15 protein-coding genes are annotated in these 18,526 nt (G+C 71.7%); 9 read left to right on the forward strand and 6 right to left on the reverse strand.

What is annotated here, in order from left to right:
* The first annotated feature begins 105 nt into the window (after positions 1-105).
* The 5 genes from AB0G50_RS03005 to AB0G50_RS03025 all read left to right on the forward strand — a co-directional run bounded on the left by AB0G50_RS03005 (position 106) and on the right by AB0G50_RS03025 (position 5,550).
* Positions 106-909 (forward strand): DUF4097 family beta strand repeat-containing protein, encoded by an 804-nt coding sequence (locus AB0G50_RS03005; protein ID WP_360101594.1) that lies wholly within the window; start codon positions 106-108, stop codon positions 907-909.
* 249 nt (positions 910-1,158) lie between these two features.
* The gene (gene dnaK / locus AB0G50_RS03010) at positions 1,159-3,012 is read left to right on the forward strand and encodes a molecular chaperone DnaK (RefSeq protein WP_360101596.1); all 1,854 of its coding nucleotides are present in this window, start codon (positions 1,159-1,161) and stop codon (positions 3,010-3,012) included.
* The gene (gene grpE, locus AB0G50_RS03015; protein WP_360101598.1) at positions 3,009-3,644 is read left to right on the forward strand and encodes a nucleotide exchange factor GrpE; all 636 of its coding nucleotides are present in this window, start codon (positions 3,009-3,011) and stop codon (positions 3,642-3,644) included. The genes dnaK and grpE overlap by 4 nt, the downstream gene beginning before the upstream one ends.
* Before the next feature lie 314 nt (positions 3,645-3,958).
* Positions 3,959-5,128, forward strand: coding sequence for a molecular chaperone DnaJ (dnaJ, locus tag AB0G50_RS03020; RefSeq protein ID WP_360101600.1), 1,170 nt, complete (start codon positions 3,959-3,961; stop codon positions 5,126-5,128).
* Positions 5,125-5,550: a helix-turn-helix transcriptional regulator gene (locus AB0G50_RS03025; protein WP_360101602.1), complete on the forward strand. Its 426-nt coding sequence runs from the start codon at positions 5,125-5,127 to the stop codon at positions 5,548-5,550. Before dnaJ ends, AB0G50_RS03025 begins: the two co-directional genes overlap by 4 nt.
* Before the next feature lie 4 nt (positions 5,551-5,554).
* On the opposite strand, the gene AB0G50_RS03030 is transcribed toward AB0G50_RS03025, so the two are convergent.
* The 3 genes from AB0G50_RS03030 to AB0G50_RS03040 form a co-directional block, all read right to left on the reverse strand.
* Complete coding sequence (locus tag AB0G50_RS03030; RefSeq protein ID WP_360101844.1) at positions 5,555-6,658, reverse strand: FAD-binding oxidoreductase; 1,104 nt, start codon at positions 6,656-6,658, stop codon at positions 5,555-5,557.
* A 488-nt stretch (positions 6,659-7,146) separates the two neighbouring features.
* Positions 7,147-7,542 (reverse strand): VOC family protein, encoded by a 396-nt coding sequence (locus tag AB0G50_RS03035; RefSeq protein WP_360101604.1) that lies wholly within the window; start codon positions 7,540-7,542, stop codon positions 7,147-7,149.
* A gap of 40 nt (positions 7,543-7,582) precedes the next feature.
* Positions 7,583-7,960 carry a VOC family protein gene (locus tag AB0G50_RS03040; RefSeq protein ID WP_360101846.1) on the reverse strand — a complete coding sequence of 126 codons (378 nt, stop codon included), beginning with the start codon at positions 7,958-7,960 and terminating at the stop codon, positions 7,583-7,585.
* 710 nt (positions 7,961-8,670) lie between these two features.
* On the opposite strand from AB0G50_RS03040, the gene AB0G50_RS03045 reads away from it, so the two are divergent.
* Positions 8,671-9,321, forward strand: coding sequence for a PP2C family protein-serine/threonine phosphatase (locus AB0G50_RS03045; RefSeq protein ID WP_360101606.1), 651 nt, complete (start codon positions 8,671-8,673; stop codon positions 9,319-9,321).
* A 993-nt stretch (positions 9,322-10,314) separates the two neighbouring features.
* Here the strand turns inward: AB0G50_RS03045 and AB0G50_RS03050 are convergent.
* Together AB0G50_RS03050 and AB0G50_RS03055 are read right to left on the reverse strand one after the other, a co-directional pair.
* Positions 10,315-12,732, reverse strand: a complete 2,418-nt coding sequence (locus tag AB0G50_RS03050) for a VIT domain-containing protein (RefSeq protein WP_360101608.1) — start codon at positions 12,730-12,732, stop codon at positions 10,315-10,317.
* The gene (locus tag AB0G50_RS03055) at positions 12,729-13,529 is read right to left on the reverse strand and encodes a MerR family transcriptional regulator (protein WP_360101610.1); all 801 of its coding nucleotides are present in this window, start codon (positions 13,527-13,529) and stop codon (positions 12,729-12,731) included. Before AB0G50_RS03055 ends, AB0G50_RS03050 begins: the two co-directional genes overlap by 4 nt.
* 151 nt (positions 13,530-13,680) lie before the next feature.
* On the opposite strand from AB0G50_RS03055, the gene AB0G50_RS03060 reads away from it, so the two are divergent.
* From AB0G50_RS03060 to AB0G50_RS03070, 3 genes are all read left to right on the forward strand, one after another.
* Positions 13,681-15,069: an alpha/beta fold hydrolase gene (locus AB0G50_RS03060; protein ID WP_360101612.1), complete on the forward strand. Its 1,389-nt coding sequence runs from the start codon at positions 13,681-13,683 to the stop codon at positions 15,067-15,069.
* 72 nt (positions 15,070-15,141) lie between these two features.
* A complete protein-coding gene (locus AB0G50_RS03065) occupies positions 15,142-15,795 on the forward strand; it encodes an FCD domain-containing protein (protein ID WP_360101614.1) in 654 nt (217 codons plus the stop codon).
* Entirely contained in the window at positions 15,792-16,568 is a 777-nt protein-coding gene (locus AB0G50_RS03070; RefSeq protein WP_360101616.1) for an ATP-binding cassette domain-containing protein, read from the forward strand. Before AB0G50_RS03065 ends, AB0G50_RS03070 begins: the two co-directional genes overlap by 4 nt.
* 36 nt (positions 16,569-16,604) lie before the next feature.
* Here AB0G50_RS03070 and htpG read toward each other — a convergent pair whose 3' ends face one another.
* The gene (htpG, locus tag AB0G50_RS03075; protein ID WP_360101618.1) at positions 16,605-18,470 is read right to left on the reverse strand and encodes a molecular chaperone HtpG; all 1,866 of its coding nucleotides are present in this window, start codon (positions 18,468-18,470) and stop codon (positions 16,605-16,607) included.
* Positions 18,471-18,526 lie beyond the last annotated feature (56 nt).

Raw genomic sequence — 18,526 nt, forward strand, 5'->3', positions numbered from 1 at the left:
ACGAGGTCGGGGGCCTCCCCGGTGTGTCCCGTCCCCGCTGCCGCATAGCTTTGTCCCATCAACCCGGCTGATCGGCGAAACCCTTTCGGCCCAGCGGAAATCCCGATGCCTGAGGGGGCAGTGGTGGTCAACCGAGTCGCGTTGTGGCTGGTCGCGGGAGTGGCCGTGGCCGGTTCGCTCACGTCCTGCGTCCGGCTCGTCCAGCAGACCGCCAGGGACGAGAGCACCGTGACCGACCGGATCACCACGATCCGGGTGCAGAACGACTCCGGCGAGGTCACCATCCGCAGCGCCGACGGCGTCAAGGACACGGTCGTCCGCCGCGTGATCAACTACCCGAAGAACGCCGACAAGCCGACCGACCCGACGACCCGCGTCGAGGGCTCGACCCTGGTCCTGGACGGTTGCGACAACCAGTGCTCGGTCTCCTACGACGTCACGGTGCCCTCCGCGGACACCAAGGTCACCGGCGACAGCTCGTCGGGCGACGTGCGGGTGGAGGGCGTGGCCTCCGTGGAGCTGAGCATCAGTTCCGGCACCGCCACGCTCCGCAAGGTCTCCGGCCCGGTCCACCTGGACGCCAAGTCCGGCGACGTCGTGGCCTCCGACGTGTCCGGCGCGTTCACCGCCCTGGTCGGCTCCGGCACCACGACGCTGACCGACATGAAGGGTCCGGTGACCGTCGACGGCAGGTCCGGCGACATCAGCGTCACCATGGCGACCGCGCAGAACGTCAAGGCCGACGCCAGCTCGGGCGACGTCAACGTGACGGTGCCGCAGGGCAAGTACCACGTGCGCACCGACGCGGGCTCCGGCGACAACCGGGTCTCGGTGGCCGACGACCCGAACGGCACCGCCGAGATCGTCCTGGACACCAAGAGCGGCAACGTCGTCCTGCGCACCGCCTAGCCGAACCCGCGTGCCACCGGCCCCACCCCCGACCGTCCACCGGGGTGGGGCCGACCTGCGTCCCCACCCCTTCCGACGTGGCCCGCATCACCCGATCGTGACCGGCCCGCCGGGAACACCACCCCCACCCCGCACGTTGGACGGATCAGAAACCTTGAGCCGGGTGGACTCAAGTACGGCCCACCTGGCAAACTTGAGCCGGGCCCGCTCAACGCAGGGCTCTCACACACGTACTACCAGGAGGAATCCATGGCGCGAGCGGTCGGCATCGACCTGGGGACGACCAACTCCGTCGTCGCGGTTCTCGAAGGTGGCGAGCCGACGGTCATCGCCAACTCCGAGGGGTCGCGCACCACCCCGTCCATCGTGGCCTTCGCCAAGAACGGCGAGGTGCTCACCGGTCAGCCCGCCAAGAACCAGGCGGTGACCAACGTCGACCGGACGATCCGGTCCGTCAAGCGCCACATCGGCACCGACTGGACGACCGAGATCGACGGCAAGAAGTACACGCCGCAGGAGATCTCCGCGCGCGTGCTGATGAAGCTCAAGCGCGACGCCGAGGCGTACCTGGGCGAGGAGATCACCGACGCGGTGATCACCGTCCCGGCCTACTTCGAGGACTCGCAGCGCCAGGCGACCAAGGAGGCCGGCCAGATCGCGGGCCTCAACGTGCTCCGCATCGTCAACGAGCCGACCTCCGCCGCGCTGGCCTACGGCCTGGACAAGGGCGAGACCGAGCAGACGATCCTGGTCTTCGACCTCGGCGGCGGCACGTTCGACGTCTCGCTGCTGGAGCTGGGCGACGGCGTCGTCGAGGTCCGCGCGACCTCCGGTGACAACCACCTCGGCGGCGACGACTGGGACCAGCGCGTCGTGGACTGGCTGGTCGAGCGGTTCCGCCAGAGCAACGGCATCGACCTGACCAAGGACAAGATGGCGCTCCAGCGGATCCGCGAGGCCGCGGAGAAGGCGAAGATCGAGCTGTCCAGCTCGAACAACGCCACCATCAACCTCCCTTACATCACCGTCGACGGCGACAAGAACCCGCTGTTCCTGGACGAGACGCTGTCCCGGGCCGAGTTCCAGCGCATCACGAACGACCTGCTGGAGCGCACCCGCGCGCCGTTCAACAACGTGATCAAGGACGCCGGCATCTCGGTCGGCAACATCGACCACGTGGTGCTCGTCGGCGGCTCGACCCGCATGCCCGCCGTGGCCGAGCTGGTCAAGGAGCTGACCGGCGGCCGCGAGCCGAACAAGGGCGTGAACCCGGACGAGGTCGTCGCGGTCGGCGCGGCGCTCCAGGCCGGTGTGCTGAAGGGCGAGGTCAAGGACGTCCTGCTGCTCGACGTCACCCCGCTGTCCCTGGGCATCGAGACCAAGGGCGGCGTGATGACCAAGCTCATCGAGCGCAACACGACGATCCCGACCAAGAAGTCCGAGACCTTCACGACGGCCGACGACAACCAGCCGTCCGTGCAGATCCAGGTCTTCCAGGGCGAGCGCGACTTCGCCGCGGACAACAAGAAGCTCGGCATGTTCGAGCTGACCGGCCTCCCGCCGGCGCCGCGCGGCGTCCCGCAGATCGAGGTCACCTTCGACATCGACGCGAACGGCATCGTGCACGTGTCCGCCAAGGACAAGGGCACCGGCAAGGAGCAGTCGATGACGATCTCCGGCGGCTCCGCGCTGCCGAAGGACGACATCGAGCGCATGGTCAAGGACGCCGAGGCGCACGCCGAGGAGGACAAGCGCCGTCGAGACGAGGCCGAGGTCCGCAACCAGGCCGAAACCCTCGTCTACCAGACCGAGAAGGTCATCAAGGAAAACGACGAGAAGCTGCCGTCCGAGGTCAAGGACAAGGTGAACGCGGCCCTGGCCGAGACCACCGAGGCGCTCAAGGGCACCGACATCGCGGCCGTCCGCGCCGCCGTGGAGAAGCTCGCGACCGAGTCGCAGGCCATCGGCCAGTCCCTCTACGCGGGCGCCACGCCGACCGCGGACGCGGGCGCGCCGGGTGCGGCCGGCGGTGCGACCACCGGTGACGCCAAGGCGGACGACGTGGTCGACGCCGAGATCGTCGACGAGGACGAGAAGAAGTGACGACCACCCCCGACGAGCAGCCGAACGTGGTCGTGCACGACCGACGTCGGATCGACCCGGAGACGGGAGAGGTGCGCGTGACCCAGGTCGAGGAGTCGGAGACCCCCGAGGGCGGCAAGCACGCCGCCCCCGAGGAGTCCGCGGCGCCCGAGGTCGACCAGGCCGCCGAGCTGAAGCTCCAGCTCGACGAGCGGACCGCCGACCTCCAGCGCCTCCAGGCCGAGTACGCCAACTACCGCAAGCGCGTCGAGCGCGACCGCGAGGCCGTGGTCAACGGCGCCAAGGCGCAGGTGGCGAACGAACTCCTGGGCGTGCTGGACGACGTCGAGCGGGCCGCCGCGCACGGCGACCTGACCGGCGCGTTCAAGGCGGTGGCGGACAAGCTGGTCAACGCGCTGCACTCGACCGGCCTGGAGCCGTTCGGCCACGAGGGCGAGGAGTTCGACCCCTCCGTCCACGAGGCCGTCCAGCACTCCACCTCGCCGGACGTGTCCGGCCCGACGGTCACCGCCGTCCTCCGCCGCGGCTACCGCTTCGGCGACCGCGTACTCCGCCCGGCCTTGGTGGGCGTGACCGACCACGAGCCGTCACCGGAACCGCCCGCACCAGACCAGCCGACCCCGGAAGCCTGACCACAGGCGGTTCCCCGCCGAAACGGGGAACCGCCCTCCGGCGCACCGACCGGCCGGAAACCCGCCCGGCAGCGGGCACCGGCACACCCCCAACGGACACCCACCACAGGTGGGGATCCACCGGGAACCCAGTCGGCTCTCGAAGACGGACCGCCGACACCGACCCACCGCGAGGTCGCGTCGATCATCCGCTGCCCATTTCTCCTCGATCACGCTTTTCGATCGAGGAGAAATCGGCGGCGGATGGTCGACTTCCAGGCGACCGAGCCGCCGCGACGGAGTCGCGGCAATCCAACACAGAGGGGACGTTGGCGGTGAGCGCCAGGGACTGGATCGAAAAGGACTTCTACCGCGAGTTGGGCGTCTCCTCGGACGCCTCGGCCGACGAGATCAAGAAGGCGTACCGGAAGCTGGCCCGGGAACTCCACCCGGACGCCAACCCCGGCGACACCAAGGCCGAGGCGCGGTTCAAGGCCGTGTCCGAGGCCTACGGCGTGCTGTCCGACGCCGCGAAGCGCAAGCAGTACGACGAGGCGCGCCGGCTGTTCGCGGGCGGCGGCGGGTTCCCCGGCGGTTTCGGCTCCGGTGGCGGCTTCGACGTCGGCGACCTGTTCAACCGCCAGCAGCAGGCGGGCGGCGGCGCGGGTGGGCTCGGCGACCTGCTCGGCGGTCTGTTCAACCGCCAGCGCGGCGGCGGCACCGGCGCGGCCAACCGGCCACGGCGCGGCGAGGACGTGGAAACCGACGTCCGGATCGACTTCACCGAGGCGGTCAAGGGCGCGACCGTGCCCATGCGGCTGTCCTCGCCGTCGACCTGCGGCACGTGCGCGGGTTCCGGCGCCAAGCCCGGCACCACGCCGCGGACCTGTCCGACCTGCTCGGGCGCCGGGTTGATCACCCGCAACCAGGGCGCGTTCGCGTTCTCCGAGCCGTGCCGGGACTGTCGCGGCACCGGTCGGATCATCGACGACCCGTGCCCCGAGTGCGGCGGCGACGGCGTGAGCACGAAAACCCGCACCCTGACCATCCGCATCCCCGCAGGCGTCGAGGACGGGCAGCGCATCCGGCTGGCGGGCCAGGGCGAACCGGGCCGCAACGGGGCGCCGGCGGGCGACCTGTACGTCCGGGTGCACGTCAACCCGCACCCGCTGTTCGGCCGCTCGGGCAACGACCTGACGCTGACCGTGCCGGTGACCTTCGCCGAACTGGCCCTCGGCACGACGTTGACGGTGCCGACGCTCGAGAGCAAGGTGACCTTCAAGGTCCCGGCCGGCACCGCCACCGGAAGGGTCATGCGCGCCAAGGGCAAGGGCGTCGAGAAGCGCGACGGCAAGGTCGGCGACCTGCTGGTGACGCTCCAGGTGTCCGTGCCGAACAAGCTCGACCCGGCCGCGAAGGAAGCCCTCGAGGCCTACGCCGCGGCCACCGAGGACCACGACCCCCGACCGGAGATCAACACCCTGGTGGAGAAGAGGTCGACATGACTTTCCCGTTCCCGCCCGGCACCGACGAGGACACCCCGTTCTTCGTGATCTCCGTGGCGGCGCAGCTCTCCGGTCTGCACGCGCAGACGCTGCGCTCGTACGACCGGCTGGGCCTCGTGTCGCCCGGCCGGACGTCCGGTGGCGGGAGGCGGTACTCGATGCGCGACATCGTGGTGCTGCGGGAGGTGCAGCGCCTGTCCCAGGAGGAGGGCGTGAACCTCGCCGGGATCAAGCGGATCATCGAGCTGGAGCACGAGGTCGGCGCGCTGCGCGCACAGGTGCAGGAGCTGACCGAGCGGTTGGCGTCCGCGATGGCCGCCGCCGAGGCGGCCGCGGCGTCGGTGCACGCCTCGTACCGCCGCGACCTCGTGCCGGTGCGGCACGAAACCGCGCTGGTCGTGTGGAAGCCCAAGCAGCGCTAGCGCGTCAGTCCAGCGTGAACGGGTCGTAGCGGATCCGGTCCAGCGGCGTGCCGGCGACGAGCATGCGCGACACGGTGGCCCGGATCATCCCCGGCGACCCGCACACGAGCACGTCCCGCTCCTCCCACGCGCCGTAGCGCGTGACGACGTCCGCGAGCGTGCCCTGCTCGACGCCGCGCGCGCCGGGGTCCGACTCCAGCACCGGCACGACCGTCAGCCACGGGTTGCTGGCCGCGACCCGTTGCAGGTTGTCCAGGTCGTAGAGGTCCTCGCGGGTGCGCCCGCCGACGAACAGGTGCACGCGCGGGTTCTCGCCCCACTGCGCCAGCTCGTCGATGATCGCGTGCATGGGCGCGACACCCGTGCCGCCGGCGACCATCAGCACGTCGCGGCCGGACGTGCGGTCGACCGCGAGGCGACCCATCGGCGGACCGATGCGCCACACGTCGCCCGCCCTGGTGTGGCCGACGACCGAGCGGCTCACCCAGCCGCCCTCGACGGACCGGATGTGGAACTCGATGATGCCGTCTTCGCGCGGCGCGTTGGCCGGCGTGTAGTAGCGCCAGAGGCGCGAGCGCTGCGGCGTCTCGACGCTGACGTACTGGCCGGCGCGGTAGTTGACCGGGTGGTCCGGCTGGAGGCGCACCACGGCCAGGTCCCGGCTCACCCGCTGGTGCTCCAGGACGGTCGCGTGCCAGTAGGCCGGGCCGTCGTCGGCCGCCGCCGCCTCCTGCATGGCGCGGGCCATGATCGTGTAGGCCTCGGCCCAGGCCATCTCGACCTGGGGCGTCCACGCGGGGCCGGCGTACTTCTTCACGGCCGCCAGCAGCGCGGTGCCGACCGACTCGTAGTGCGAGTTGATCACACCGAACTTGCGGTGGTCGCGGCCGAGTTGGCGCAGGAACGGGATGAGGTCGTCCGGGCGGTCGACCATCTGCACCACGTGCACGAGGGCGCGCAGCAGGCGGCTGCGCTGCACCTCCATGTTCGCGGGGAACATCTCGCGGGTGGTCGGCGCGAGGCTGAAGAGCATCCCGTAGAAGAACTTCGCGACTTCTTCGGAGCGCGGCTCCACCACCGCGAAGCTCTCCCGGATCATCCGCACCATGGCGGTGACCCCGGGCGGCGGTTCCCGGTGTGGGGGGCTGGGGATGGGGCTCAGCACGGCGTTGGCAGTCATGGTCCGGGCGCAGTCTCCACGTTTCTGGCGGCACGCCGCAAGGCGCTACGTTCTGGTCACGCTTCCATCCCCGACCAGGCGACAGTAACCCGTCAACTGCCCGGTTGACTCCTTGATGCCACCTTCGAGTGCAGTGCGGTTACGGCTGGTCGCGGAGGGTTGGGCTTTCCGGGTGAGACCTGGTCGTGATTCCTACCTTGATTGGTCCTTGCGGAACGTGCGTGTTCACCGGACCGCCCGCGGACGTGACGCCGGCCTCACTCCGGGCGGTGTCGATCGCCGTGCGTCACCCGAGCGGAGGCTGGCGTCGCGGCGGGGTGCGGTGGGCCGCAGTGGCCTGTGGATGGTGACCTGCGGATTGTGGACAACCCGGCGGTGTCTGTGGACAACGCCTTGGTGCTTGTGGGTGACCGTGCCTAGGCGGTTGTGGATGGTTCGGCTGCGCTGCGTTCGGCCGCGCTCCGCTCCACGCAGAACTCGTTGCCCTCGGGGTCGGCGAGGACGACCCAGCCGGTGCCGTCCGGGCGGCGCCGGTCGTCCTCGAGCCGTGCGCCCAGGTGGAGGAGTCGGTCGACCTCCGCGTCGCGGGTCGTGTCGGGCTGGACGTCGAGGTGCACCCGGTTCTTGCCGGCCTTCGGCTCGGGCACCCGGACGAACAGCAACCCCGGACCGGCCCCGAGGTCGAGGAAGACCTCGGGGTCGCCGGGGTTGTCGTCGTCGGAGAGCGGGCGGCCGGTGACGTCGCTCCAGAAGCGGGCGAGCGCGTGGGGATCGGCGCAGTCGACGGTGATGTGCCGGACTCGTGAGGTCATGCGTCGATCCTTCTCGGCCTCGCGCACGACCACACCTGTATTAACCGCCGTAGGGGCGGGTGATGATCTCCAGGTTGTGCCCGGACGGGTCCTCGAAGTACACCCCGCGCCCGCCGTCGGCGTGGTTGATCTCGTCGGGGTGCTGGTGGAAGGGGTCCGCCCAGTACCGGCCGCCGGTGGCGCGGACGCGGGCGAAGATGACGTCGAACTCCTCCTCCGAGACGAGGAACGCGTAGTGCTGCGGCGCGATGTCGTCGGTGGTGGTGAGGACGTCGAGGGTGACCTCGTTGTCGGTGTGGATGGACAGGAACGGCCCGAACGGCTCGGCGGGCGCGAAACCGAGGACCTCGCTCAGGAAGTCCGCGGTGACCCGCGCGTCACGGGCGGCGACGATGGTGTGGTTCAGCTTCACGACCATGCGTTCGACCATAAAACCTGCACCTTACTGGAGGTCAACTCCCGCTCACCCTGGGTACTCGTTCAACAATCCAACAACCACCCGACAGTGTGACACCTCGTAGACAAGTAGAATCGTTCAACAATCCCCCAATCCCGAAAAGTGGGATCGCCCCCACGTAGAATCGAAGAATTGTTGAACAATCCCCGCCCACACGACGAGCCGCGCCACACAGGGGGACCGCGCGGGTCGGCCCTTCGCCAGCCGGACCACGCCAAACAGAGACCTCCGCAAACAGGTGCCGCGCAGGACGCCCGCACGAGGCGAGGGATCGCCCGAAACCGGGCGGCCCGAGATTGGGTCGCGCGAGGTTGGGCCGCGCGAGGTTGGGGGCCGCCCGGGATGGTCTGGGCCAACCAGGCGGGAGGTGGCGCGAGGTGGCCGGCGCGCGATGTGTCCGAACGCGGACCAAGCCCTTGAGGGCAAGAGGGCGCGCCACGTGAACGTGGCGCCGCCCGACCCGCCCCCCGACCCGCCCCCCCACCCCCCCCCCCCACCCCCCCCCCACCCCCCCCCCCCCAACCACCCCCCCCCCCACCGCCCCCCGCCCCGCGCCCCCCCCCCCCCGCGCCGCGTCCCGCCGAGCCGACATCGCCACCGACGACCTGGCCGCCGAACGCCGCCTCGTCCTGCGCCTCCAGCAAGCCCTCCTGCCACCCCGCATCCCGGCCGTGCCGAACGCGGAGGTCGCCGCCGTCTACCGCCCGGCGGACGGTGAGGTCGGCGTCGGCGGCGACTTCTACGACGTGTTCGCCGTCACCGGCGACCGCGTCGCGCTGGTGGTCGGCGACGTCGTCGGCCACGACATCGACGCCGCCGCCACCATGGGCCGGGTCCGCAACGCGATCCGCGCCTACGCCTTGCAGAACCCGAACCCCGACTACGTCCTGGGCCAGCTCAACCGCCTGGTCCACGTCGACCCGGAACTGGCCCTCACCACCGCCTTCTACGGCGTGTACACGCCGCCCACCGGACTGCTCGAGTACGCCAACGCCGGCCACCCGCACCCGGTGCTGATCACCTCGACCACCAGACCGGCGTACGTGCCGCACCAGCACGGCCCGATCCTCGGCGCGGTGCCCGACCACGCCTACCGCACCCACCACCTGACCCTGGCCCGCGAGGACCTGGTGCTCTGCTTCACCGACGGCCTGGTGGAACGCCGCGACCGCGACCTCTACGAGGGCACGGCCACGCTGTGCGCCCTGCTCGCCACGCCCCACCTGCCCCGGCACCCGCACCACCTGGCGCCGTGGGTGATCGGCTCGATGGAACCCCAGGGCGACGACGACATCTGCGTCCTCGCCCTCCGCCGCACCTGACGACCCGCAGGCCGCGGCTCGCGGGCGGTCACTCGCGGTCAGGAGACTGAGAGCTTGCGTCGCGAGGAGCTGATCGAGGTGTCGCCCGGTGTCCTGGCCGCGGTGGTCGGTCGCGACGAGGTGAGGGATCGGGAGCGGTCGGCGCCCGCGCCGTCGCCTTGTGGGCGGTGAGGTGCGGGCGCACGCGCGCGCCGATCCCGGAACACCGGGGCTGTGGTGCGCATCGAGCATCCCCTCGGCCTTGGCAGCGAACTGTGTGCGTTGCTGGAGAACGGTGTGCGGCTTGGTAGGCGACCCGGTGCCCGGCGGTGCGCGCGGCCGCGACCAGACCGAACCGCTGCTCATCGACCACAGTTCCCTGATCAGGAACAACGAAGAGGTGACGGAGGCTTGGCCGGCCGCACGGCGGACTGAGCGCCAAGATCCCACCTCGCCGTCGGCGGGCGTGGCCCATGCGGGCGCCGCACACCGCCGGCCCAGCGGGGGTGACCCGCAGCTGCCGCCAGTGCTCGGCTGCATCGGTGGCCGGTGGCCGGTGGCCGGTGTGCCGGGCCGGGATGTCCGCGATCACGATCGGATGCGGTGATCGTGGACAGGGTGTAACAGGATCCCCGGTCCCGGCGGAGGTCGCGCTGTCGGGGAATCGTGGTCGTCAGCCCGGAACGCGCGGATCGGATCGCCGCCGCACGGTCGAAGGCTTACGCGGAGGGCCGAGGTGGCGTGATCACCGGGCGACAGCCGACTGGCCGGCAGGGCCGCCTCGGCGGTGACGAAGGCGGCAGGCCGTTGGCGGTTGTGCGCTCGCCCGGCCTTACCGGTGACCGGCACCGGCAAGGTCCACGACAGCGGGGCGATCCGTGGCCGCCACCGACGAGGTCGGGGCGGGTGGTCGGCCGTTACGGCGAGGTCGCTTGCTGCTCCCTTGTCGTCCGTACTGGCGCCGGTCTGCCCCTCTGGCTCGACGGCAACCGGACAAGCCCTGGTCAGCATGGGTCATCGCTTCCAGAACGGGCGGCGGCGGGGTGGGGTGATCAAGGCTTCCAGGGTGGTGATCGTGTGGTGCAGCAGGTCGGCCGTATTGGTGGTGGGTGTGGTCAGGGTGGTGGTCAAGGCCTCCAGCTTTTCCAGGGTTGCGGACGGGACGCCCGCCGCGCGCCAGGCGGCGTTGTGGTGGGCCAGTTCCTCGGCCAGGTGGGTCAGGGCGGCGGACTGGGCGGTCGGGTCGAGGTGGCTTGCCTTGCGGAGTGACTCCACCCGCGCCGTCAGGAAGGTCGTCAGGTCCGGGGCCGGAGGGACGGCCGGGCTGAGCGACGGGGGCGGGGACGGGAAGGAGGCTTCGGCTCGGGCCAGGTCCGCGGCCGGCGCGGGTGCGGGAGCAGGGGCGGGTGGGGGAATGGAGGCGGGGGCGCTGAGTTTCGGTGCGGACGCTCGGGCGCGGAGTCGGGGTGCGGCGCCGGCCGGGGCCGCGCTCAGAGGCATGGCGGGCTTGGTCGGGGCGAAGGCGGGCATGGCGCCGCCGCCGAAGGCCGCGGCCTGGTCGGTCCAGCCGGCGGGGAGTTCGACCGGTTGCGTGATGCTGCGGACCTGGCCGGACTCGTTGACCACCCGCTGGTCCACCGCCACGAACGCGGTGAAGCGGGAGAGGACGCCGAAGCGGAGGGAGGTGGCTACGATGCGCTGCTCCAGGTCGTGGGGGTCGCTCGTGCCGACGACGTATTCGTCCTCCAGGTCGCGGACCTTCGCCCGGGCCCACAGGGCGGGCAGCGCCGGGTTGTCGCTCGGCACGGCGGCCGGCTCCTCGTGCCAGCCTCCGGAACCGGTGAGCTCCACCGCGCCGGTCGGTTCGCCGGTGTAGCGGCCGGTCAGGAGGATCGGCGCGCCCGCGAACAGGTCGGGAAGTGGTTGTGGGGCAAGGGAAGCCAGGTCCACCGCCAGGCCCGCGGCGCGGACCGCCAGCCCGGTCAGCACCGGAGCGCCGATGCGGTGGTGGACGCGGCGCATGGCCTCGTCCAGCCTGTCCTCGGACTCCACCAGTTCGCAGCGGCCGGTCGAGCTGGCCAACCGGCGCAGGAACGCCTCGTTGACCGCCTGGTCGATGCCCACGGTGTGCACCCGCACGCCCGCCAGGACCGCCGAGAGTTCGCGCAGCAGGCGGTCCTCGTCGCCGATCTGGCCGTCGGTCACCAGCACCACGACGCGTTCGCGGTCGCCCGCGGCGCCCACCAGCGCGCCCGCCCGGCGCAGCGGCTCGAGCATTTCGGTGCCGCCGCGCGCGTCGACGCCCGCCAGGAACTCCACCGCGCGGTAGCGGTTGCGGTCGGTCGCGTCGACCAGACCGGACGGCAGCGCGTCGGGGGTGTCGACGCGGCCGTCGAAGGCCAGCACGGCGAACCGGTCGGCGGCGGTCAGCGAGTCCACGATCCGGCTCGCGGCCCGACGCGCGGCCACCATCTTCCAGCCGTGCATCGAGCCCGAGCGGTCGAGCACCAGCACGACGTCGCGCGGACGCGTGGCGACCGCCTCGGGCGGCAGCACGGTCAGCGCGAACGTGCCCGCGCCGCCGGCCTCGTCCGGGCGCACCGCGAGCGCCGTGCGCACCACGCCGGCGTCGGCGAACCTCAGGCGCAGCACGAAGTCCCGGTCCACCCGGGCACCCGGCTCGACCCGCACCCGGAAGCCGCTCGCGGTCTCCTCGGTGAGCACCGCGTGCAGGCTGGACGACGGCGTGGCCCGGGGCAGCCCGGCCGGGTCGACCTCGACCTCCAGCGACAGCCTCACCGGGTTCGGGAAACCGGGCAGCAGCACCGGCGGGCTGATCCGCGACGCGTCGGGCACCGCGTCGGTGTCCGAGGCGACCCCGGCGCCCACCTGACCGCCGGGCAGCGGCGTGCCGGGGATGTAGCGCGGCGCGACCACGAGCGGGAACCGGTAGGTGGCCGCGTCGTCCTCGTACGCCAGCACGCCGGCCAGCGTCAGCCGCACCGTCACCCGCTCGCCGGGGAGCACGTTGCCGACGCGGGTGGTGAACACCCCGGGCCGCTCCTCCTCGGCGATGGCCGCGCGTCTGCCGTCGGCGATCGCCTCGTCGTAGTCGGCGCGCGCGGCGCCGCGCTCCTTCAGCACACCCTCCACCACGCGGTCGTCGGCCTCCATGCGCAGCGCCGTCACCGCCGAGCGGGACGGCAGCGGGAAGACGTACGTCGCCTCGATCGGCTCGTCGTGCGGGTTGCGGAACACCTGGGTGAGCGTGGTGAGCGAGGCGAGGCCGGTGACCGTCGCGCGGACGGCCACCTCCTCCAGTGGCAGGTTGCCGCGCTCGGTGCGCAGGCAGCCCAGACCGTCCTCGGCGGCCCCGGCGGCCTCGGACGGCCGGGGGACGAAGTCCTCGATGGGCGCGATGCGGGTGGTCATCCGTTGTCCTCTCCGGTGGTGGGCGCCAGGCCCAGGCGGCCGAGCAGGTCGAGCAGTGGTGCCGCGGCGGCGGTGATGGCCGCCAACTCGGCTTGGTCGGGCACGCGGTCCGCGCCGGTGAGCACGACGGTGACACTGTCACCGAGCCGGACGCTCGGGACGACGGTCGACGACAGCGTCAGGGACGGGACCGGTCGGGGACGGCTGGTGGTCGGAGGGACGGTGGCGGGAGGGGTGGTCGGGTCGGGAGGGGCGGAACCGGCCGGTGTGGAGCCCGGCGGTGCGGACGCCGCGGCGGAACCTGAAGCGGGGGAAGGGGAATCGGGTTGCACCGCGCCCCAGGTCGTCGGGCTCGGTGCGGGTGGGGCGGGCGGTTCGTCGGGTGGGGGAGTGGGTGGCGCCAGGACGCCGCCCACCTCCGGGCGCAGGCGCCAGAAGGCGTCGGTGCGGGGAACCGTCTCGTCGGTCAGGTTCAGGTGGGGCAGGCCCGCCAGCTCGGCCAGGGTGCGGTCGGACGCCCCGACCGTCATGGCCTGGATCTCGGCCAGGGTGTGCCCGGCCGCCTGGAGCTTCTTGACCGCGACGAGTTGCAGCAGGTGGCGCGTCCCGTACAGGGCGGCGCGCCCCCGGTTGCCCGCCGGCCGGTCGACCAGGCCGATGGTGGTGTACCACCGGATGGCGCGACCGTTCGGCAGCTCCCGGACCCGGCCGCTGGGCTGACCGTCGTAGTTCTCGGCCAACAGCGCGGCGACCTGGGTCGGGAGCTGGTCGATCGTCCACAGCTCGTCGTCGGTCACGTGGTCGATACTGCCGGCGAGCAATGACACTGTCAAGATGACAGTGTCACACGATCGGTCGACAGAATGACCCCGGGTCAGCCCGCCGGTTGACGACCGCAGCGCCGCGGTGCCGCCAAGATCTGCCCCACCCGACAAACGAGGGGATTTCATGAAACGTGCAATCGCGTTGCTCGTCGCGGTGGGGGCGTCCGTCGTGGCCGTTCCCGCCGCCGCCCAGGCGGCGCCGCCGGGCGTGGAATGGCGCAGCTGTGGGAACTCCGGTGCCCAGTGCGGCTCGGTGTCCGTCCCGTTGGACTGGACGAAGCCGAACGCCGGCCGGATCTCGGTGGCCGTGGCACGGGTGTCCGCGGCCGACCCGGCCCGCCGGATCGGCGCGCTGTTCATCAACTTCGGCGGACCCGGCGCGCCCGCCGTCTCGGTGGTGCGCGACGAGGTCCAGGAGGCGTTCCCGGCGGACCTGCGGGCCAGGTTCGACATCGTCGGCGTCGACCCGCGCGGCGTGGGTGACAGTGTCCCGGCGATCACCTGCCCGAAGCCGCCGCAGGACCCGAAGATCACCCAGTTCCCCCGCACGGAGGAGCAGTTCCAGCGGTTGGTGGCCTACAACCGCGAGGTGGCGCAGTCGTGCCGGCAGGCGACCGGCCCGCTGATCGACCACGCCGACACCGTCAACACCGCCAAGGACTTCGACGCGGTGCGGATCGCGCTCGGCGAGTCCAAGGTCAGCTGGCTCGGCCTGTCCTACGGCACGCTGCTGGGCTCGACCTACGCCCGGCTGTTCCCGAACCGGGTCCGGTCGGCGGTGCTCGACGGCGCGGTAGACCACGCGCTCGGCCCGCGTCGGATGGTCGCGGACGAGACGCGCGTCTACGAGGACGTCTTCCGCCTCTTCGCGAAGTGGTGCGCGGAGGACACGTCGTGCGCGCTGCACGGTCACGACGTCGTCGCCGAGTACCGCGCGCTGCTGGAACGCGCGGAGCGGACCCCGATCCCGGCCGAGGGCATCCCGGACGGCGTCTCGGCGGAGGAGATCGGGTACGCCGTGTACTCCGCGATCTACCTCCGGGACAACTGGGCGCCGCTGGCTCAGGTCCTGACCGAGGTGCTCACCCCGACGCCGAACGCGGCGCGCTTCGCCGGGGCGCACACGGACGCGGCCTACCGCGTCATCGCGTGCCACGACTTCCCGAGCGACGTGCGCAGCCTCGCGGACCTGACCGCCCGTCGGCAGGAAGCCCTGCGGCTGGCACCGGTCACCAGGGGCTACGTCGAGGGCTGGGACGTGCAGGCCGGGTGTGCGGGTTGGCCGGTCAAGGCCAACTACCCGTGGGGCAACTACCCGGTCCGCGGCGTGTCCAACGTGCTCGTCGTCGGCGGTGAGCACGACCCGTCCACGCCGCTGCCGTGGGCGATCGGCCTGGCCTGCCAGATCCAGGGCTCCCGGCTGATCGTGTCGCACGAGGTGGGTCACACGGCCTACTTCAACGACCCGGCGACGCGCCAGCGCGAGGTCGACCACCTGCTCTCCGCCGCGTAGTACCCCCCGTGCGACCGGTCGCGCCACCGGTCGGGCTACCCTGCACTCCTCAGACAAGTAGAGGAGTGCAGGGTGGCCGTGGCACGACGGCCGCTCGCCGCGCGGGCAGCGGAGGCGCTGCTGGCGAGGGTGCGGGCGGGTGAGTGGGCACTGGGCTCGAAGCTGCCGGGCGAGACGACGCTCGCGGCCCAGCTGGACGTGGGCCGGTCGACGGTGCGCGAAGCGGTCCGCGAGCTGGCAGGCCGGGGCGTGCTGGAGTCCCGGCAGGGCGCGGGCGTGTTCGTCGCCGCGCTGGACGTGGTCGAGGACTGGGACGCGGTGCTCGGGCGGGTGGACGCGGTGGCGGTGGTCGAGGCGCGGATCGCGGTCGAGGCCGAAGCCGCCAGGCTCGCCGCGTCCCGACGCACGCCGGCGGACCTGCGGGCGTTGCGCCGAGCCCTCGCCGAACGCGAACGACCGGAGCACCTGGTCGACGCGGACATGGCGTTCCACCGCGTGGTCGTCGTGGCCGCACACAACGAGGTGCTGCTGGAGCTGTTCGACACGTTCGTGCCGCGCGTGCGGTCGGCGATGGTGGCCGCGCTGCGCGTGCGACCGCTGCCCGACCCGGATGCCGACCACGCCGCGCACGCCGACCTGGTCGAGGCGATCGCGGCCCGGGACCCGGGAGCCGCCGCGGCCGCGAGCCGGGTGCACCTCACCGCGCTGGCGGAGGTGTTCGGGTGACCGCCGTCGTGGAGCTGGACGACGTCACGTTCCGCCGGGACGGCAAGAAGATCCTGCACGGCGTGTCGTTCACCGTGCGCGAGGGCGAGCACTGGGCGCTGCTCGGGCCCAACGGCGCGGGCAAGAGCACCCTGCTCGGGTTCTGCGGCGCGGTGACCCACCCGTCGTCCGGCGTGGTGCGGGTGCTGGGGGAGACGTTCGGCCGGGTCGAACTCCAGGCGTTGCGCCGGCGCATCGGCCACGTCAACCCGCGGCACCCGCTGCGCTCACCGCTGACCGTGCGGGAGGTGGTGCTGACCGGGCTCACCGGCAGCGTCGAGGTGCCCTCGCGGTGGCGGCCCGACGCCGATCAGCTCGCCCGCGCCGGCACGCTGCTGACCCGCCTCGGCCTGGCGCACAAGGAGGACGAGCGCTGGCCGGTGCTCTCCCAGGGCGAACGGGGTCGCGTGCTGCTGGCCCGCGCCCTGGTCGCCGAGCCACGACTGCTGCTGCTGGACGAGCCGTCCACGGGCCTCGACGTCGCCGCCCGCGAGCAGCTGCTGACCACCCTCGACGGCCTGGACGACACGCACCCCGACATCGCGTCCGTGCTGGTCACGCACCACCTGGAGGAGCTGCCGTCGACCACCACGCACGCGCTGCTGATCTCCCGCGGCAGGGTGGTCGCGGCCGGGCCGGTGGCCGACGTCGTGACCACGGAGCACGTCTCGGCGGCGTTCGAGCACCCGATCCGGGTGAGCCGGCACGACGGGAGGTGGAGTGCCCGGGCCTGACGCCGGGGACTCCGCGGAGCCCCCGGCGCCGACCGGTCAGAGCGAGCGCTCGAGGTGCTCGCCCAGCAGCCGGGAGAACCGGAACGGGTCGCCCAGGTCGCCGCCCTCGGCGAGCAGCGCCATGCCGTGCAGCAGCTCCACGGTGTCCGCGAGCCCGGTCCGGTCCTCGCGCTCGCCGTACGCCCGGTGCAGCGCGACGACGAGCGGGTGGTCCGGGTTCAGCTCGAGGATCCGCTTGATCTGCGGCAGTTCCTGGCCCATCGCCCGGTACATCTTCTCCAGGGTGGGCGTGATGTCGTGGGTGTCGCCGACGACGCACGCGGGCGAGGTGGTGAGCCTGGTCGACAGGCGCACCTCCTTCACCTTCTCCGCGAGCGTCGCGCCCATCCACGCCAGCAGGTCCGCGAAGTCCTTCTTCCGCTCCTCGGCCTGGACCTTCTCCTCGTCGGTCTCCAGGTCCACCTGGCCCTTGGCGACCGACCGGAAGGTCTTCCCCTCGAACCCGGGCACCGCGTCGACCCACATCTCGTCCACCGGGTCGGTCAGCACCAGCACCTCGAAGTCCTTGGCGCGCAAGGCCTCCAGGTGCGGCGACTGCTCGATGGCGGCCCGCGAGTCACCCGTCATGTAGTAGATGTGCTGCTGACCCTCCTTCATCCGCTCGACGTACTGCGCGAGCGTGGTCTGCGCGTCCGCGTCGTGCGTCGAGTCGAACGAGGCGATGGCCAGGATCGAGTCGCGGTTGTCGGTGTCGGAGAGCAGGCCCTCCTTGACCGCGCCGCCCAGTTCGCGCCAGAACGTCGCGTACGCCTCGGGCTTCTCGGTCATCATCGACTTGACGGTCTGGAGCACCTTGCGCACCAGCCGGCGGCGCACCAGCTGGATCCGGCGGTCCTGCTGGAGGATCTCCCGGGACGCGTTGAGCGACAGGTCCTGGGCGTCCACCACGCCCTTGACGAACCGGAGGTACTCCGGCATCAGCTCTTCGCAGTCGTCCATGATGAAGACGCGCTTCACGTAGAGCTGCACGCCGCGCTTGCGCTCGCGCATGAACAGGTCGAGCGGCGCCTGGGACGGCAGGAACAGCAGCGCCTGGTACTCGAAGGTGCCCTCGGCCTGGACCCGGATCGTCTCCAGCGGCTTGTTCCAGTCGTGGCTGACGTGCCGGTAGAACTCGGCGTACTCCTCCTCGGTCACCTCGCTGGACGGGCGCGCCCACAGCGCCTTGCGCGAGTTGACGGTGGTCGGCTCCGCGCCGTCCTCGCCCGCCAACCGGACCGGCCAGGTGATGAAGTCCGCGTACCGCTTGACGATCTCGGTGATCTTGGCGGTGGAGGTGTAGTCGGCGAGGTGGTCCTCCTCGTCGGCCGGCTTCAGGTGCAGCGTCACGGCGGTGCCCTGCGGCGCGTCGTCCACGTCTTCGATCGTGTACGTGCTCTCGCCGGTGGACTCCCACCGCACGCCGCGCTCGGACCGCGGGTGCCTGGTCACCAGGGTGACCTTGTCCGCGACCATGAACGTCGAGTAGAAGCCGATGCCGAACTGACCGATCAGGTCCTGCGCGGCGGCGTCCTGCGACTCCTTGACCTGGCGGACGAACTCGGCCGTGCCGGACTTCGCGATGGTGCCGATCAGCGCGACCACGTCGTCGTGGGTCATGCCGATGCCGTTGTCCCGCACGGTCAGCAAGCGCTGCTCGCGGTCGACCTCGATGGCCACGTGCAGGTCCGAGGTGTCCGCGACGAGGTCCTTGTCGCGGAACGACTCCAGCCTCAGCTTGTCCAACGCGTCGGAGGCGTTGGAGACCAACTCGCGCAGGAACGTGTCCTTGTTCGAGTAGATCGAGTGGATCATCAGCTGCAACAGCTGACGAGCCTCTGACTGGAACGCGAGCGTTTCCACTGTCGTCCTTTCGACTCCGGCTCAGGTCGGCTTCGAATGGTATCGATTCGCGGGCC

The organism is Actinosynnema sp. NPDC020468 (genome assembly GCF_040642015.1).
Taxonomy (GTDB): Bacteria; Actinomycetota; Actinomycetes; order Mycobacteriales; family Pseudonocardiaceae; genus Actinosynnema.

What these genes read in the sequence shown, in the direction of transcription:
- AB0G50_RS03025 (WP_360101602.1), top strand. Translation starts at nt 5,125, where the DNA reads ATGACTTTCCCGTTCCCGCCCGGCACCGACGAGGACACCCCGTTCTTC.
- AB0G50_RS03050 (WP_360101608.1), bottom strand. Translation starts at nt 12,732, where the DNA reads ATGACCACCCGCATCGCGCCCATCGAGGACTTCGTCCCCCGGCCGTCC.
- AB0G50_RS03030 (WP_360101844.1), bottom strand. Translation starts at nt 6,658, where the DNA reads ATGGTGCGGATGATCCGGGAGAGCTTCGCGGTGGTGGAGCCGCGCTCC.
- AB0G50_RS03040 (WP_360101846.1), bottom strand. Translation starts at nt 7,960, where the DNA reads ATGGTCGTGAAGCTGAACCACACCATCGTCGCCGCCCGTGACGCGCGG.
- AB0G50_RS03060 (WP_360101612.1), top strand. Translation starts at nt 13,681, where the DNA reads ATGAAACGTGCAATCGCGTTGCTCGTCGCGGTGGGGGCGTCCGTCGTG.
- AB0G50_RS03035 (WP_360101604.1), bottom strand. Translation starts at nt 7,542, where the DNA reads ATGACCTCACGAGTCCGGCACATCACCGTCGACTGCGCCGATCCCCAC.
- AB0G50_RS03005 (WP_360101594.1), top strand. Translation starts at nt 106, where the DNA reads ATGCCTGAGGGGGCAGTGGTGGTCAACCGAGTCGCGTTGTGGCTGGTC.
- dnaK (WP_360101596.1), top strand. Translation starts at nt 1,159, where the DNA reads ATGGCGCGAGCGGTCGGCATCGACCTGGGGACGACCAACTCCGTCGTC.